17 protein-coding genes and 2 pseudogenes are annotated in these 15,168 nt (G+C 36.7%); 7 read left to right on the forward strand and 12 right to left on the reverse strand.

Annotated elements, in window-relative coordinates:
* Nucleotides 1-51 precede the first annotated feature (51 nt).
* Nucleotides 52-891, forward strand: a complete 840-nt coding sequence (locus tag ACVWXS_RS13905; protein ID WP_456958639.1) for an RluA family pseudouridine synthase — start codon at nucleotides 52-54, stop codon at nucleotides 889-891.
* An 84-nt stretch (nucleotides 892-975) separates the two neighbouring features.
* Here ACVWXS_RS13905 and ACVWXS_RS13910 read toward each other — a convergent pair whose 3' ends face one another.
* Nucleotides 976-1,218, reverse strand: coding sequence for a hypothetical protein (locus tag ACVWXS_RS13910; protein WP_456958641.1), 243 nt, complete (start codon nucleotides 1,216-1,218; stop codon nucleotides 976-978).
* A gap of 212 nt (nucleotides 1,219-1,430) precedes the next feature.
* On the opposite strand from ACVWXS_RS13910, the gene ACVWXS_RS13915 reads away from it, so the two are divergent.
* Nucleotides 1,431-3,605, forward strand: coding sequence for a 5'-nucleotidase C-terminal domain-containing protein (locus tag ACVWXS_RS13915; protein ID WP_456958643.1), 2,175 nt, complete (start codon nucleotides 1,431-1,433; stop codon nucleotides 3,603-3,605).
* Between the two features lie 45 nt (nucleotides 3,606-3,650).
* On the opposite strand, the gene ACVWXS_RS13920 is transcribed toward ACVWXS_RS13915, so the two are convergent.
* The 6 genes and pseudogenes from ACVWXS_RS13920 to ACVWXS_RS13945 all read right to left on the reverse strand — a co-directional run bounded on the left by ACVWXS_RS13920 (nucleotide 3,651) and on the right by ACVWXS_RS13945 (nucleotide 8,014).
* Nucleotides 3,651-4,481 (reverse strand): aldo/keto reductase, encoded by an 831-nt coding sequence (locus tag ACVWXS_RS13920; RefSeq protein ID WP_456958645.1) that lies wholly within the window; start codon nucleotides 4,479-4,481, stop codon nucleotides 3,651-3,653.
* Nucleotides 4,482-4,568: 87 nt separating this feature from the next.
* The gene (locus ACVWXS_RS13925; protein WP_456958647.1) at nucleotides 4,569-4,742 is read right to left on the reverse strand and encodes a hypothetical protein; all 174 of its coding nucleotides are present in this window, start codon (nucleotides 4,740-4,742) and stop codon (nucleotides 4,569-4,571) included.
* 480 nt (nucleotides 4,743-5,222) lie between these two features.
* Nucleotides 5,223-5,873, reverse strand: a complete 651-nt coding sequence (locus ACVWXS_RS13930; RefSeq protein ID WP_456958648.1) for a hypothetical protein — start codon at nucleotides 5,871-5,873, stop codon at nucleotides 5,223-5,225.
* 26 nt (nucleotides 5,874-5,899) lie between these two features.
* Nucleotides 5,900-6,918, reverse strand: a pseudogene (locus ACVWXS_RS13935) (IS4 family transposase); the annotation flags it as partial.
* A 308-nt stretch (nucleotides 6,919-7,226) separates the two neighbouring features.
* Entirely contained in the window at nucleotides 7,227-7,841 is a 615-nt protein-coding gene (locus ACVWXS_RS13940; protein WP_423475515.1) for a group-specific protein, read from the reverse strand.
* Nucleotides 7,842-7,870: 29 nt separating this feature from the next.
* Complete coding sequence (locus ACVWXS_RS13945) at nucleotides 7,871-8,014, reverse strand: hypothetical protein (RefSeq protein WP_456958650.1); 144 nt, start codon at nucleotides 8,012-8,014, stop codon at nucleotides 7,871-7,873.
* Nucleotides 8,015-8,165: 151 nt separating this feature from the next.
* Between ACVWXS_RS13945 and ACVWXS_RS13950 the strand changes: the two are divergent.
* The 3 genes and pseudogenes from ACVWXS_RS13950 to ACVWXS_RS13960 all read left to right on the forward strand — a co-directional run.
* A pseudogene (locus tag ACVWXS_RS13950) lies at nucleotides 8,166-8,513 on the forward strand (IS4 family transposase); the annotation flags it as partial.
* Between the two features lie 767 nt (nucleotides 8,514-9,280).
* A complete protein-coding gene (locus ACVWXS_RS13955; protein ID WP_456958652.1) occupies nucleotides 9,281-10,126 on the forward strand; it encodes a VOC family protein in 846 nt (281 codons plus the stop codon).
* A 158-nt stretch (nucleotides 10,127-10,284) separates the two neighbouring features.
* Nucleotides 10,285-10,452 carry a hypothetical protein gene (locus tag ACVWXS_RS13960; protein ID WP_456958653.1) on the forward strand — a complete coding sequence of 56 codons (168 nt, stop codon included), beginning with the start codon at nucleotides 10,285-10,287 and terminating at the stop codon, nucleotides 10,450-10,452.
* A 46-nt stretch (nucleotides 10,453-10,498) separates the two neighbouring features.
* Here the strand turns inward: ACVWXS_RS13960 and trmL are convergent, their stop codons facing one another.
* Both trmL and queG read right to left on the reverse strand, forming a co-directional pair.
* Nucleotides 10,499-10,972 (reverse strand): tRNA (uridine(34)/cytosine(34)/5-carboxymethylaminomethyluridine(34)-2'-O)-methyltransferase TrmL, encoded by a 474-nt coding sequence (gene trmL, locus ACVWXS_RS13965; protein ID WP_068986052.1) that lies wholly within the window; start codon nucleotides 10,970-10,972, stop codon nucleotides 10,499-10,501.
* A 14-nt stretch (nucleotides 10,973-10,986) separates the two neighbouring features.
* Nucleotides 10,987-12,117 carry a tRNA epoxyqueuosine(34) reductase QueG gene (queG, locus tag ACVWXS_RS13970; RefSeq protein WP_402991273.1) on the reverse strand — a complete coding sequence of 377 codons (1,131 nt, stop codon included), beginning with the start codon at nucleotides 12,115-12,117 and terminating at the stop codon, nucleotides 10,987-10,989.
* A gap of 59 nt (nucleotides 12,118-12,176) precedes the next feature.
* Here queG and ACVWXS_RS13975 point away from each other — a divergent pair, with 59 nt between their 5' ends.
* Both ACVWXS_RS13975 and ACVWXS_RS13980 read left to right on the forward strand, forming a co-directional pair.
* Nucleotides 12,177-12,866 (forward strand): B3/B4 domain-containing protein, encoded by a 690-nt coding sequence (locus ACVWXS_RS13975; RefSeq protein WP_456958656.1) that lies wholly within the window; start codon nucleotides 12,177-12,179, stop codon nucleotides 12,864-12,866.
* A 14-nt stretch (nucleotides 12,867-12,880) separates the two neighbouring features.
* Nucleotides 12,881-13,390 (forward strand): hypothetical protein, encoded by a 510-nt coding sequence (locus tag ACVWXS_RS13980; protein ID WP_427420456.1) that lies wholly within the window; start codon nucleotides 12,881-12,883, stop codon nucleotides 13,388-13,390.
* A gap of 116 nt (nucleotides 13,391-13,506) precedes the next feature.
* Here ACVWXS_RS13980 and ACVWXS_RS13985 read toward each other — a convergent pair whose 3' ends face one another.
* The 3 genes from ACVWXS_RS13985 to ACVWXS_RS13995 form a co-directional block, all read right to left on the reverse strand.
* The gene (locus tag ACVWXS_RS13985; protein ID WP_456958658.1) at nucleotides 13,507-14,148 is read right to left on the reverse strand and encodes a hypothetical protein; all 642 of its coding nucleotides are present in this window, start codon (nucleotides 14,146-14,148) and stop codon (nucleotides 13,507-13,509) included.
* A gap of 418 nt (nucleotides 14,149-14,566) precedes the next feature.
* Nucleotides 14,567-14,905, reverse strand: a complete 339-nt coding sequence (locus tag ACVWXS_RS13990) for a hypothetical protein (RefSeq protein ID WP_456958659.1) — start codon at nucleotides 14,903-14,905, stop codon at nucleotides 14,567-14,569.
* 36 nt (nucleotides 14,906-14,941) lie between these two features.
* Nucleotides 14,942-15,168 (reverse strand): hypothetical protein (locus ACVWXS_RS13995; RefSeq protein WP_456958660.1); only part of this gene is annotated, 227 nt, incomplete at its 5' end.

A 15,168-nucleotide genomic window follows, 5' to 3' on the forward strand; every position in this document is an offset into this window, starting at 1 on the left:
AGGGGCCGTGTTCTAAGTTAGGAATACGGTCTTTTCTACGGAGGAAGAAATATGTTTCATTATGAAATAAATACTAATAATTTGACAGTCGAGGACCTATTACGCAATCATTGGCGACTCGGTAAAAAACTGGTCCATGAATTGCGAATGGCAAAGGCTATCACAACAGTTGACGGAGAGCCTATTCAATGGAAAGATCCACTACAGGCAGGAACTATTATAAAATTCACATTTCCTATTCCACCATCTAATTATCAACCGACACCGGTTTGTGCTATAGATGTCGTCTATGAGGATAATCACTGCTTGATCGTTTCTAAACCAAAAGGCATGTCGACCCATCCAAATGATGCACGTGATACCCATACTTGTATGAATCATGTTATCGCACACATTAAAGAGCAGGGTGGCACTTATGCAGAGCATGTGCATCGATTAGATAGAGGGACACAGGGTTTGTTACTTGTAGCAAAGCATCCACTGGCTAAGTCAATTTTTGATCGTATGATCGAAGAAAAATCTATAATTCGAACTTACGCAGCAGAGGTACAAGGAAATCTACGTTCTTCAACAGGCACAATCGCCGAATCTATCGGAAAAGACCGACACCATGCAACAAGACGTGTTGTTTCAAATACGGGACAGCATGCAGTAACACACTATGAGGTTGTCGCTCGCTATAAAAATTCTTGTGTTGTCCATTTAATTCTAGAAACGGGTAGAACACATCAAATCCGTGTACATTTAGCACATATCGGTCATCCGATTATTGGTGATACGATGTATGGAGCAAGAGAAACTGCAAGTGGTGACTATGAACTCCATGCCATTCAATTGGAATTCGAGCATCCATTTTTAAATAAACAAATCGTTGTAAAAGATCAACAGTAATTACCGCACTGCACTTCCCATTGTTAGACATTAGCTAACAATTGGAGGTGCAGTTTTTTCATGCCTTTAGTTAAAGTCTTTTACTTAAAATTGGCTCATCACCATAACGTGTGGTTGATTACCGTTCCGACTGGGCGCTTTGCCGCTGACGCTTCGCTTTCGCGCAGAGCAGAGCTTCCTGGGGGCGTCCGATGAGCCGCTTCGCTTCGCTCCAGGGTCTCGGGCCAACACGATGTTGGTCACGAAGGCGTTATCACAGGATGTGATGCTCTTAGCCTTCGTTCCTCTATCGCTAATCCCCAAAGAGTCGCCCAGTCTCCACTCCAATCAACTTATATACAAGACATATATCTTAATACTTTTGGTGAAGATCCTAATAATTATAAAAAAGTATAAATATAGCATTTAACATTTCTTCGTTTATTTTTTACAGTAAATTTAATATACATTTCCATTATTGGTAATGACGATGGATTTCTTTCATGGTAGAATAGAGTAAATTGTCAGTCATCTGACATATTATGAGGAGGAGTTTATTGATGAAATGGGTTAAAAGTATTGCAGCAACAACTCTAGCTGCGAGTTTACTAGCTACACCCGGTTTTGCTGCACACGCTGCAGACACAACACCAACAGCTAAGAAGGATGATTTCAAGTTAACAATTCTACACTCAAATGATACACATGCACACGTTGAAGCTGCTCCACAGCGTGCAACAAAAGTAAAAGAACTTCGTGCTGCGAATCCAAACTCACTTCTTTTAGATGCTGGTGATGTTTTCTCTGGTACTCTCTACTTCAATCAATTTTCTGGAGAAGTTGATATGAAGTTAATGAACTCCATGGGCTACGATGCAATGGTATTTGGTAACCATGAGTTCGATTTAGGGTCAAGCCCAGAAGGACATGCTGCACTTGCGAAATTTGTTAAGGGAGCAGAATTCCCATTAGTAGGAGCTAACTTAGATTTCTCAAAAGATTCTTTATTTGACGGCTTACAATTCCAAACAGTTACAAAAGACTTTGAAAAAGGTAAAATTTATAACGGTATTATTAAAGAAGTCGATGGCGAAAAAGTAGGTATTTTTGGTTTAACAACTGAAGAAACACCTTCCATTTCAAGCGTTGCTAATGTTCAATTTGCAAACTATATTGACTCTGCAAAAAAAACAGTAGCAGAATTTGAAAAACAAGGTGTTAACAAAATTATCGCACTAACACATTTAGGCTTTGATGATTCAAAAGATTTCGATAACGACCAATTACTAGCTTCAACTGTAGAAGGTATTGATGTTATCGTAGGTGGTCATACACATACAAAATTAGACAAGCCTGTGAAAGCAGAAACGCAATTCAAGGACCCTACAATTATCGTTCAAACAGGTCAATATAGCGAAAATTTAGGTGAACTAGATTTAACATTCAACGATAACGGTGCAGTTGTTGACTACTTCGGTCAATTACATGCTTTAAATGATAAAGAAAAACCAGTAGCAGCAGACCCAGAGGCAGCTAAACTTTTAGCTCCATATTCTGAAAAAATTACTGCAGTTAAACAACAATCAACAGGCAATACTGCTGTGTCGACACTAGATGGCAAACGTGGTCTTTGGGGCGTACGTGCTGGCGAAACTAATCTTGGTAACTTAATTACTGATGGTATGCTTGCGGGTGCAAAGAAAATTGATCCAGAAGTACAATTTGCATTCCAAAATGGCGGTGGTATCCGCGCAAGTATTGACACAGGAGATATCACTGTTGGTGAAGTCATGACAGTTATGCCATTCGGTAATGCACTTGGTATCGTAAAATTAACGGGTGCTGAAATCTACGAAATTGTAGAACATAGTGTGAAAGAATTCCCGAAAGAATTCGGTGGCTTCTTACACTTCTCAGGTTTACAAGTAGAGTTTGATGGCAAAGCACCAGCTGGTAAACGTGTAAAATCTATTAAATTAAATGGTAAAGAGCTAGATAAAGCAGCATACTATAAAGCTGCAACAAATACATTTACTGCTAAAGGTGGAGACGGCTACGAAACACTTGCAAAAGTATATGCTGATGGTCGTGTAAGTGAGCCTGGTACAATTGACTACGAAATGTTTATCCAACACTTAGATACACTGAAAAAAGTTGATCCAAAAGTAGAAGGACGTATTATTGCCACAATTCCATTTACGGATATTGCAAAAGGCTCAGAAACAGAAGGCTATGTTCGTGATCTTTATTACCGTGATTTAACAAAAGGTACTTCTGCAACAACATATTCACCAAATGCAAACTTAACTCGTGCTCAAGCTGCATCATTTATCACACGTGCATTACATCTTGAAGCTAAAGGTCAAGCAACATTCTCGGATATTGCTAACTTAAATCCTGCAACACAAAAAGAAATTACAGCACTTGCTGAGGCTGGAATTGTACAAGGTGTAAATGGTAAATTCAATCCTGATGCAAAAGTAACTCGTTCTCAACTTGCATTAATGTTTGCTCGTGCATACGACCTACAACATGATGCAAAAACGGGTTTAAAAGCTGATTTCAGTGATATTTCTAAATACGATGCTGAAACACAAAATGCTATCGCACTTATGAAAGACTTAAAGATTGTTAGCGGCGCAAACGGCAAATTTATGCCAGGTAACAACGCTACACGTGCACATATGGCAAAAATGCTTTCTAACTACATTCCTTATGTAAAAGAATCTAAATAATATTATTAAGAATCCCGCTTCTCTAATTAGAGAGCGGGATTTCTATTAGAAATTAAATTTAAAATGATCTGGGTCCTGCCCAAATCGTTCATTACGATTTAACGTAGCCATTTTATCCATTTGAGCTACTGTTAATTCGAAATCAAAAATCTGTGCGTTTTCCTCAATACGACTAGGTGTAACAGATTTCGGAATAACAAGTGTATCATTTTGTAAATGCCAGCGAAGCACTACCTGTGCAGCTGTCTTCCCTATTTCGCGCCCAATTTCCATAATCGTTGGATGATCAAGGACACCACCACGACCTAGTGGAGACCATGCCGTAACAGCAATTCCATGCTCACTACAAAATGTTCTTAATGCGTCTTGCTGTAAATATGGATGCACCTCTACTTGGTTAACCATTGGTGCAATATTTGCTTTGGCTAATAATTTTTGCAAATGATGCTCATGGTGATTCGAGACACCTGTTGCACGAATTAATTTTTCATCATATAAACGTTCAATTGCTCTATACGTTTCTTCAAATGTTTCAGGTACTGCCCAATGGGTTAAATATAAATCTAAATAATCCATATTTAACTTTTTTAATGATACTTCAAAAGCACGTAATGTTTCATCATAGCCTTGGTCATTATTCCAAACCTTTGTCGTCACAAAAATATCTTCACGTTTAACGCCTGAGTGACGAATAGCTTCGCCCACCTCAGTTTCATTACCATAAAGAGATGCTGTATCAATAGCTCGGTAACCAAATTGAAGAGCTTTATCAATGGCATTCAAAGTTTCATCACGCTCTGTCATTTTATAGACACCTAAGCCAAAGCGAGGCATTTCCACACCATTTGCTAACGTTTTTGTTGAATGTAAATTCAAAAATAACAACCCCTTTCTTTTCCTAGTTCCATTATACAAAAAATTGGTTTTAAGAAATATAAGGAAAATTTTCGGGGCAATTTCTTACTATTTTTTTGCTTTCTCTTCAAGATCATCTACTTGGATAGGATCTGGAATTCGATCGTCTTCCGCAAGCTCCAGACCATCACGTAAATGCTCCATTTGCTTTCCTAAATCCTTTAAATCTTGAAAGTTTCTAGCCATTGTACCGTTTTCGATATTCGGAACCTTTTTTTCCATTATCATCACCTCTCTTATAGTTTTCCCGAAATAGTTATTTCTGAACCATTTCTGACATATTTTATTCCGCTATGTCGTTTCATTTTTATAGTGGATAGGCTATACTAAAAAGAGATGTCTTTATAAACATGAGGAGGGTTCTTCCATGAGTTTACTATTAATTATTGGTGTAACTGTAGCGTTCTTAGCTGCTATTTTCACTGCTGGTTACGAAGGCGACTACAGAGCAGACAAATAATACCTCAAGAAATCACTAAGCATAAGTATGTGCTTAGTGATTTTTTTGCTGTGATGATTTTAAATCTACTTTTTTCGTAGAATCATCTGTAAAAATTGTAAGTGTATATCCATTTAGATGATATCCATTTAAATTTTCTGTAATATAGATATACTTTTTGCTACCAATTGAGTAAATACGTAAGTTTTGAGAACTATTCTCTTTAACATCTAAAAACAATAACCAATCCTTATAAGCAATCGTTATCTCTCCGAAGGATATTCGTTCACTTTTGAAACTAATTTCCCCTCTGAGGACTTCAAATACAATTCCCCATTAATATTATAAATCTCGGAACCTTCTAAATTATTTTCTATCAATTCAATTTCATTTTTACCTGTTAAACTTGATTCATACAATTCATACTTTTGTTCTTTTTCATCGTAAGAAGTAAAAAATAATTTTTCACCTATAACACTTACATCCATAAGTTTACTAACATCGATGGTTAAATCATCCAATTGATTATTTTTTTCACTATACTTTGAGATAACCCTTTTTTTCTCAGTTTTATCATCATTATAATAAATTCTACAAAAATACATATTATCTTTGTCATCAATTGTTAGTGGAAACAACGCTTCGTTTGCAGGTAGTTTTAATAATGTCTTAACTCCCGTTTCTGTATAACGAATAATCGAAAAATTATTTGTTATACTATTTCCACTCGTCAAAACGTCGCTATATTCTTTAAAGTTATATTGAAACTCGTTTTCAGTATCATTCCAATACCTAATAAACTTATGAGTATCTTGATTGTATACTTTTAATTTTTGCTCCCAATATTCCAAAACATACAATTCTTTCGTATTTTCTCCAATATCATCAATTCCAGAAGAATTTTTAAATTTCATAAAACTAAACAATAAAAGGATTACTTAGATGTGCCTTGGAATTCTTTTTGTAGACGCAGTAGTGATTTCGTCGCTTTAAAGAAGACTTCGATATCCCAACGCATGCCATAGATTCGGATGATTTCTTGTTCTGAAAGCGTACAATCGGTGCTGAGAATCGCCAGCCATTCACTTTTCTTATTGCGATTTTGAATGAAGACAATCTTTACAGCACACCATTCTTCAATGTTGCTTGGATGGATCGTAAAATGTCTTTTGGTCCCTGTACAGGCTTCGCGATTTTGTACAATTCTTTTAACGAAAGGCAACGATCGTCTACTAGATAATGCTGTTTCGTTGGCTTGACCATACCAATAACATCCATCCCTAGTGCAACGATGGATTGAACAAGGGGTGCGTGTGTAAACCAGCTATCCATGAGCACATATTGAGCCGGTACACCTGCTTGTAACGCACGGTCAACCATACTTGGCACAAGCGATGATGCTGTTTCTAATGCTTCGATTCGACGCTTATAGCCAGAAGTACGTTTATCAATCTGTTCGGAAATGCCATTCACCTGTGCCTTTTTTGAACTTAGTAAAGCAAAGTCAACGGGCATAAATGTCGCACCATCTGACCAGCCCAAAGTAAGCATCCGAAAGCCCTTATAAAAACGTTTACCCGTTGAAGAATGGTCACGACAGCGCGCTAGTAGTTCTACCTTTTTACTGCGATTACGGTCATACATGGAATCATCTACAATGAGTACTTTTGGTCGATCTGCGTTGGTAAGCACACTCACTTTTTGAATCGTATGTGCACTGAATAGAGTGAGAAATCGACGCCATGCAAATTTCGAATAGTTTAGGAAACGATAAACCGTATCTTTTCCTGGATATTGGTCACCTTTTTTACTTTGAAGCAAGGTAAACCGGCTTTTGTGTTGGAATACGAGGCAAAAGACAAGTTGAAATAAATAGCTTGTCGAAAAGCCAAATCCTTTTATAATCCCTGCGTTTCTTAGATGTTTATTGATTTCTAATTCATGAAAGACGTGATAAATTTCTTTTGGTAGTTGATTATTTTGGTCGTTCTATCATAGTGGGAGCACCTCTTCTGCTTGGTAGTGTTTTCTAGCAATCACAAGAAAGAGGTGCTTTTTGTATACCTAAAAATAGTGTCAAGAAACATAAATCCATTAAAGTGCAACCTACAGCCATCTGTTTTGAGCTAGTTTATCTAGCTGCGAAGTTTGAGATATTAACTTCTAAATAGATAAGTACGTAACTTACTATTACCATTAACTACACCATATTGGAATAAACAAAAAAAGGTATTGGGAATTTAAACCTCAATACCTTTTTTGTTTTATTATGGTTTTTTAAACCCTTCTAATAAATTCGGTACAATTTCTGTTTTATTTAAAAAAAGTTCTTGAATAGGTAAAACTGCATAAGATAAGGAATAAGTTGTAGAAAATAATCGTTGTTTATCGTAAATAATATTTATCTTAAATTGACTATTATTTAGATTATATAATTTTAGAGACTTTGATAACTCGTTATATATTTCATGTCCGCCTCCACTTTCAAATAATCCTTCTATAGCTATTTTCCCATAGAATCCATTCCACCAAGATAAAAATAATTTAACACTTTCTGAAAATCCAAACTCTCCATTTACATTTCTATCAAACAGTTGTCGGTAGAATGAACTATCATTTTCCAAAACACCGTTATTATCGTAATATTGGTTTTGCACATTTTTATATATTACTTCATTCCATATCTTTTTAAACTCAATGTCAAATTCACCCTCAGGTAAGATACCCCAATCAGAACTGTTAAAATCAGGAAATAAAGACTGCTGCTGATTATTATTATTATTTAAAAATAAGTTTTGTATAAATATTAAGTAATTTAAAGAGTACGGAGCTGTTGTTTCTAAATTGAGTTGATTATTTTCAGCATTATTTAAATCAAACAAAAATTCGCACCTCACTCTTTTTTAAAATACTAGTAGGTAAAAGCTACTCCGTTTTGATATGCTAAATAACTTACAGCGTGTACTTTTAAAGAAGGGGATTCCACTGCTTCTCCTGCAAATCTCGCAAGGTAACTAACTCCTTTTGTCAAAGAAACGCCCTTTATATCAGCCAAACCAGATACTCCAGGACCAGTCCCCCCTCCTGAAAAATACATTGACCCTTTAAAAGCACCGGTAGACTGAGTATAAATATCAGCTCTACAAGTAAAAGATAAAAAATTTCCTGCTGCACCGGGTATATTTAAACTCCAACTGAAGGCTCTTACAACCAAATCATTATTGAAACTTCAAAAAAAATTTCAAGGGATGTCTTATGATTTACTCATCAGTCACACAACCATTGTCTTTTCTAGATATATCGTTTTGTCCTGGCAAAATCGCTGCCATACCGACCAGCGAACATTAGGTGGCATTTTCTATGAACTTTGCGATGAAGTAAATGAACTCGAATGGGCTGTCGCTTTACAGCAATTAATCGAGCTTCTTGAAGATACCCTAAAAAAGACAAATACAAAAATCCAGAAACTAATCAAAAGTCAACTTCAGCAATGGATCGCCAGCCTTCCTAATTATATCAAGGCTTATTTGTCGATTTCAGTCTGTGAAGTTTGAGTTATTAGGGATAATATTACGTATATTTTTTTATGCCCCTGCTGAAATCTCATAAGACTTCTTATCTCCTGATAATTTTACTTTAGCGGTATTAACAACAGAAATAGTTCCAGTTCTATAATCTCCTTTAGGTGAAACAATCACATTGGAACTATATGGAAATTCCTTAGCTCCGTTACTATTCTCCCAATACTTGGTTCTAGTAGAAGTAGTAGCCCATGATGATCCTCCACCAGCATTAGCTCCACTATTAGATATTCCTAATTTTGTTCATATCTGCATTGAAATAGTTCCTAACCTAATATTAATTTTTAGCCCCCCGTCTCTGTTTTCCCACGGGTATGTTAACAACATATCATTGGAAATAAATATTTCCTAATCAAGTTTTGTTATGATTAGAACAAAACTTGGGAAAAATCAGATAACTCATAGATACTTGGAGTTTGATATCACAAATAATTTCCATATAGAAAGAAAAGAAGCCTAGTAAAATTAGACTTTGCATTTATATAGTGGCATTAAAGTACTCATAAAGTCCTATGAAGAAGCTTAAGCTACCAGTTTACAAAAGTTTCAAAATCAATTTTTGTTATAAATTAAGCAAAAATTGATAAAATTCAAAAAAAAAAAAAAAAAACGCTCATCATCAAATGTTGTGAATGACAGAATCAATATCACTACTTGACTTTCTACACTTTATAAAATAAACTTACTTACATAAAGTAACTTAATAATTAAATACAACTTATATTTGGAGGTAATTTACTATGCATTTTCATGAAAAACCTAACACATATGTTACAAATGTTGAAATTAAAGTGAGTGATTTACAACGTTCATTAACCTATTATCAGGAGGTAATTGGCTTTAAAGTTTTACATCAGGAATCACATAAAGCAACTTTAACAGCAGATGGCAAAACGGCTTTACTGACAATCGTCCAACCGGACAAAGTAGAAGAAAAAACTAGCTTAACAACTGGACTTTTTCACTTTGCAATTTTATTACCTACTCGTCGTGATTTAGCCAATATCATTTCTCATTTCCATAATAATGGCATATATTTAGGAGCATCTGACCATGATGTAAGTGAAGCATTATATTTAAATGATCCTGATAAAAACGGTATCGAGGTTTATGCTGATCGTCCTGAAAGTGAATGGACTTGGCAATTCGACCAAGTGCATATGGTTACTGAACCTCTTAAAATTCACTCTATATTAGAGGAAGGTGATGGTAGATGGAATGGTCTACCTACTGATACGGTTATGGGGCATATTCATTTATCAGTATCTAATTTAGCTGCCGCAGAGGAATTTTATACAAAGGGATTAGGATTTGAGGTTGTCACTCGCTACGGTGCACAAGCATTATTTATCTCAACTGGCCGCTATCACCATCATATCGGTTTAAACACTTGGCACTCTGAAAACGCACCAAAGCTTGGTGAAAATATGGTTGGCTTAAAAACATTTTCACTGCGTCTAGACAATGAAGAACAAGCAGCAACAATGAAAGAAAATCTTCGTGCAATTGGTGCACCGGTTACTAATATAGATGGAGGATTCCAAACAGAGGATCCAGCAGGTAATGTTGTTTTATTGAAATTTTAAAAGTGGTGCGGGGCTATTCATCAGTCAGTTTGAGGATTGTATCCGTCGCTTACGGGGTTTCCTTCCGTCGCTTGCGAAGTTCTTTCCGTCACTTGACGGGTTTCCTTCCGTCGCTTGACGGGTTTCCTTCCGTCGCTTGACGGGTTTCCTTCCGTCGCTTGACGGGTTCTTTCCGTCGCTTGACGGGCTTTCCGTCGCTTGACGGGTTCTTTCCGTCGCTTGCGAAGTTCTTTCCGTCACTTGATGGGTTCTTTCCGTCGCATGTAGAAATAAAATTTAAAAATTTCACATCAGAAAAGCGCGAGAAATCAATGTTTCTAAATTGATTTCCCGCGCTTTTGAGGTTTTGACCAGTTATGTCCCAGCCTCTTTTTAATTTAACCCTGGGTATCCCTGTTGACGCAACGCTTCATAAATAACAATTGCTGCTGTATTCGATAAATTAAGTGAACGGACATGGTCACTCTGTGGAATGCGTAAGCACATTTCTCGACGCTCATATGCAAAATCCTTTGGCAAGCCAGTCGTTTCTTTTCCAAACATAAAGTAAATATCACGATCTTTATCACTAAAATCATGTGTCGTAAATGGCTCTTCACTATATGTCTCAATTAAATAAACGTCGCCATTTTTTGATGCCTCTAAAAAATCTTCTAGTGAATCATGATACACGACATTAACACTATGCCAATAATCCAAGCCCGCACGCTTTAGCATTTTATCGTCTGTAGAAAAGCCTAGAGGGCGGATTAAATGTAATGAGGTATTTGTTCCAGCACATGTGCGTGCAATATTTCCTGTATTCGCTGGAATTTCTGGTTGATATAAAACGATATGCAATGGCATAACGATACACTTCCTTAACTGAAAAATTGTAAACCTTTGTTAATCTCAACGAGTACTTCCTCGTCTTGTTCTTTTACTTTTGCTTCAAGTAATGCAGATTGTGCCTGCTCCCCGCCGATTTTACCTAAAGCCCACGCTGCCGTTCCTCGAATAACAGGTCGTTCGTCCTTTTTAAGAAGTGCTACTAAATCTGGTACAGCAGCCTCCTCTTTAAAATGTGCGAGTGCCAAAATAGCATTACGTTGAATAGGCTTCTTCCCCCGCCATGAACCTGAGACATGTCCAAACTTTTCTTTAAAGTCACGATTTGAAATCGTTAAAAGTGGCACGAGTAGTGGCTTTGCTAGCTCTGGATCAGGTTTAAATTCCTCGTGTATCCAGTTAATCTTTCCTTTATTTTTTGGACATACGGTCTGGCACGTATCACAGCCATACAAACGATTACCAATATGGCTACGAAACTCATCAGGCAATGTTCCCTTCGTTTGCGTTAAAAAGGCTATACAACGCTGAGAGTCTAGCTGTCCCCCTTCGATTAACGCACCTGTTGGACAAACATCTAAACATAAACGGCAATCTCCACATTCATCCTCCATAGGCTTATCAGGTGCGAAGGGTATATTCGTAATAAGCTCCCCCAAATAGACGTAGGAACCAAACTCAGGCGTAATAATCGAGCAGTTTTTCCCGCCCCAGCCTATTCCTGCGCGTTCCGCTACTGCCCTATCCACAAGTGCACCTGTATCCACCATTGATTCAATGCGTACACCTTCTATCCGCGCTTCAAGCCAAGCAGATAATAATTTCAGTCGCTCACGTAATGCTGTATGATAATCGACACCCCATGAAGCGCGGCAAAAAATCCCACGCCTTGCTCCCTTCTTGCCAACAGGTGCATTTTGCATACGCGACGGATAGGCAACAGCTATCGCCACAATGCTTTCTGCTCCCTCCAACAATTGTAGGGGTTCGGTACGTTTTTCAATATCGCTTTCTTCAAAGCCCGACTGATAGCCAAGCTCTTGTTGGCGGCGCAGTCGATTTTTTAATTCTGTAAATGGAGCTGCTGTTGTAAAGCCAATTTTATCTACACCAATGGACATTGCATACGCCACAAATTCACGTTGTAGGTCATGTATGTTCATTTTATTTCCAACTCCTTACATGGTACAATAATTGAAATAAACAAAGTAGGTGATGTTTTATGGAAATTTCAATTAATCAATCTCTATTGACACAACATCCCGAGCTAAAAATCGGCATTTTTCATTATACCAAAATTGTCGTTGCAGAATCGCCTCAAATGATTAAAGGCCGCATGCAATTGTATCAGGAAAATCTCTATTTAGAAATGCACGATAATCCTGTAACACAACGTGACGGTATCGCTGAATGGCGACAATTATGGAAAAAGCTTGGCGCTGATCCTAATCGTTATCGTCACTCAGCAGAAAGCTTAATGCGCAGAATTAGTAAGCAAAATTATTTAACACCGCTTCACTCAGGTGTTGATTTAAATAACTTCTTCTCCTTGCAATATGAAATTCCAGTAGGCTTATATGATATAGCTAAACTAAAAGGGAATATAGACATTGCACTTGGCAACGAGGAAACTGGCTATGAGGGCTTAAATGGGCGTTTTAATTCATTAAAAAATATCCTCTATAGCGGTGATGCTGAAGGAGCATTTGGGTCACCATTTGTCGATTCTAAACGTACGTCTGTTTCAGAAGAAACGACTGAGGCTCTACATATTTTCTACCTTCGCCCATCATTGTCAGAAGAAAATGCGGAAGAACTTCTTGCATCTGCTGGAAAAATGTTTAATCAAATTCATGGCGGCGATTATAAAATAGCCTTATTATCAAACGCAGCACCATCTACTACATTGTAAAAGGACGTGTTTTCATGATTAATCTTGCAGAAGCCGTTAAGCTAAAAAGTATTTTATCAAAAAAAGTTCAGGAGCTTGTTAGCGAATTACATCGTAGCGCCTTCGTAACTATTGAAAAAGGACAAACACCCAAAACAAGTAATCGTGCAATGAAAGTAATTGAAGCTGAATTAGCTCAAGTACGTCTCGATGTTCGTACATTGGATCGTTTAGTATATGAAGCAAATATAAAAAACTCAGTAGACTTTAAAGGCGGAAAACTGGCTTTAGTTGAAGCGATTGAGCTCGCAACACAGCTTCGTGCAGATGCCGAACTTTGCAAACAGTTTAGCATGCATGAAAAAGAAAGTGTACGCATGGGCTATGGTGAAAATACAATGCTTTATGAAATTGCTATGTATGAACCAGATGAGTACCGTGAACGTGCGATTACACTTGAAAAAGATGCACATAAATTATCGAATCTTATCAATGCAAAGAATTATAGTGTTGAAATCGATTTCGATGATTCACGTTACTTCTAATTGCGGGCTCTAAAGCCAATAAAAATAAAAACAGTGACAGCAAAAAAGCATCCCTTGAACTGTATCTCAACTGTGTCTAACAATTGAGGTGTAGCTCATTAGAGATGCTTTTTGTACTACTTTGTTAAATCATAATTAATTTCAAATTTCCCTAAATCAATGTCAGGCAACAGAATAGTTACCTTATAATTAGAATCAATATATGAATGAGTGTCTTTCTCCTCATCTAAAGCTTTACTTAAATGTACATCAAATTTATCTATACTTAACCCTATTGCATCAGTTGTTGACATAGCAGATAAAAACCCTTCTGTCCATTCATCTCCCTCATCATTCACTTCATCTGCAGGGCTTGCTTCTACAGAAATATTATATCCAATTAATTTTTTATCCATATTATACTTAGCGACTATTTTATAATGACCCTTATATTTTTTAAAATCAGTTTCTAATAGAGTCTGTGAGAAAATTTTCTTCTCTTCCTTCAGTTCACTAGTTATTGGTTCTGGAATTCTCTCTAATTCTATCGGTAATTCTGTATCCTCTTTATATAACTCAACTCTTACATTATATTTTTTAACAAACTTTTCTACCGTAGCTTTTGATTCAGGATCAACCTCTTCAAATTTTACAGGAACGACTTTCTCTTCCTTTACGACCTCTTCTTTTTTTACATTTTCTTCTTTTTTCTTCTCTGTTCCTTCTCCAGAACATCCAACTAGCATAACGGCTAGTAGTAATAATAAAGCTTTCTTCATTACCTTAATTCCCTCCAAATACTTATCTTCTAAAAATGTATGTTACTAGATTTAACGAAATAGAATTATAGTACAAAAATTCCTTAATTAACATTCCGTCTAACCTTATTACAATTCTTACAAATCTAGGTGTAAATTACTATCATAATCATTCGTCATTTTTCGACATTTTATAAAATTAAGGATTTATGTTGCTTATTGAACTAACTAACACTGGTATTTTTAAAAGTCCAAATGCTATCGAAGTAAATACAAAAAAAGCCAGTAAACAAAAAAATTGCTTTAACAAATAGACAAAAACCCCCATCATGAACTGCATCTCCAATCGTTAGTTAGTGTCAAACAATTGAGGTGTAGTTCATCACGAAGAGGTCTCTATAGGAATTATTCAATTAAAGCTCCTGTTTTAGTATATAATTTAAGTTTCGCTTGGCGGAATTACTCCCCAAACAAGTAGGATAAAGAATAATAATCCAATTAAAAAGAAGATAAATGAAGCAGTAAATACTGGACCTATTGTATAAGTGAAGCGTTCTCTTTTCTGAATAATACCTGTTCTCCCACTAACTTGTGAAGCAAATAACCTAGACATTGCTCCACCACTACTTGAAAAGTAAAACGTTCCTCCAGCAAAAGCCATACCAGTAAAAAACATTACTTCGATGAATCTTACAGAGAAAAATGAGGCAATAAAATACGTAATAATAACTTCTAGAATAAATGTCACTATCATAACAGTTATATTTTTCCTACTCATATAATCCCCCCTACTCTTCAGATTTAATGTTCCTTACTAAGTATACGATTGAATCGCGTCGAAGTTCCATTTTTTACTAAAATAAGGCTCATCGCCATAACGTGTGGTTGATTTCCGTTCCGACTGGGCGCTTTGTTGCTGACGCTTCGCTTTCGCACAGATAAAACATTGCCGCTGACGCTTCGCTTTCGCGCAGAGCAGAGCTTCCTGGGGGCGTCCGATGAGCCGCTTCACTCGCGTTGCTCGCTCCAGGGTCTCGGGCC

Source organism: Lysinibacillus sp. TE18511 (assembly GCF_054062295.1).

Coding starts and splice junctions, on each gene's coding strand:
- ACVWXS_RS13915 (WP_456958643.1), top strand. CDS start 1,431: ATGAAATGGGTTAAAAGTATTGCAGCAACAACTCTAGCTGCGAGTTTA.
- ACVWXS_RS13980 (WP_427420456.1), top strand. CDS start 12,881: ATGATTAATCTTGCAGAAGCCGTTAAGCTAAAAAGTATTTTATCAAAA.
- ACVWXS_RS13975 (WP_456958656.1), top strand. CDS start 12,177: ATGGAAATTTCAATTAATCAATCTCTATTGACACAACATCCCGAGCTA.
- ACVWXS_RS13905 (WP_456958639.1), top strand. CDS start 52: ATGTTTCATTATGAAATAAATACTAATAATTTGACAGTCGAGGACCTA.
- ACVWXS_RS13990 (WP_456958659.1), bottom strand. CDS start 14,905: ATGAGTAGGAAAAATATAACTGTTATGATAGTGACATTTATTCTAGAA.
- queG (WP_402991273.1), bottom strand. CDS start 12,117: ATGAACATACATGACCTACAACGTGAATTTGTGGCGTATGCAATGTCC.
- trmL (WP_068986052.1), bottom strand. CDS start 10,972: ATGCCATTGCATATCGTTTTATATCAACCAGAAATTCCAGCGAATACA.
- ACVWXS_RS13955 (WP_456958652.1), top strand. CDS start 9,281: ATGCATTTTCATGAAAAACCTAACACATATGTTACAAATGTTGAAATT.
- ACVWXS_RS13925 (WP_456958647.1), bottom strand. CDS start 4,742: ATGGAAAAAAAGGTTCCGAATATCGAAAACGGTACAATGGCTAGAAAC.
- ACVWXS_RS13985 (WP_456958658.1), bottom strand. CDS start 14,148: ATGAAGAAAGCTTTATTATTACTACTAGCCGTTATGCTAGTTGGATGT.
- ACVWXS_RS13930 (WP_456958648.1), bottom strand. CDS start 5,873: ATGAAATTTAAAAATTCTTCTGGAATTGATGATATTGGAGAAAATACG.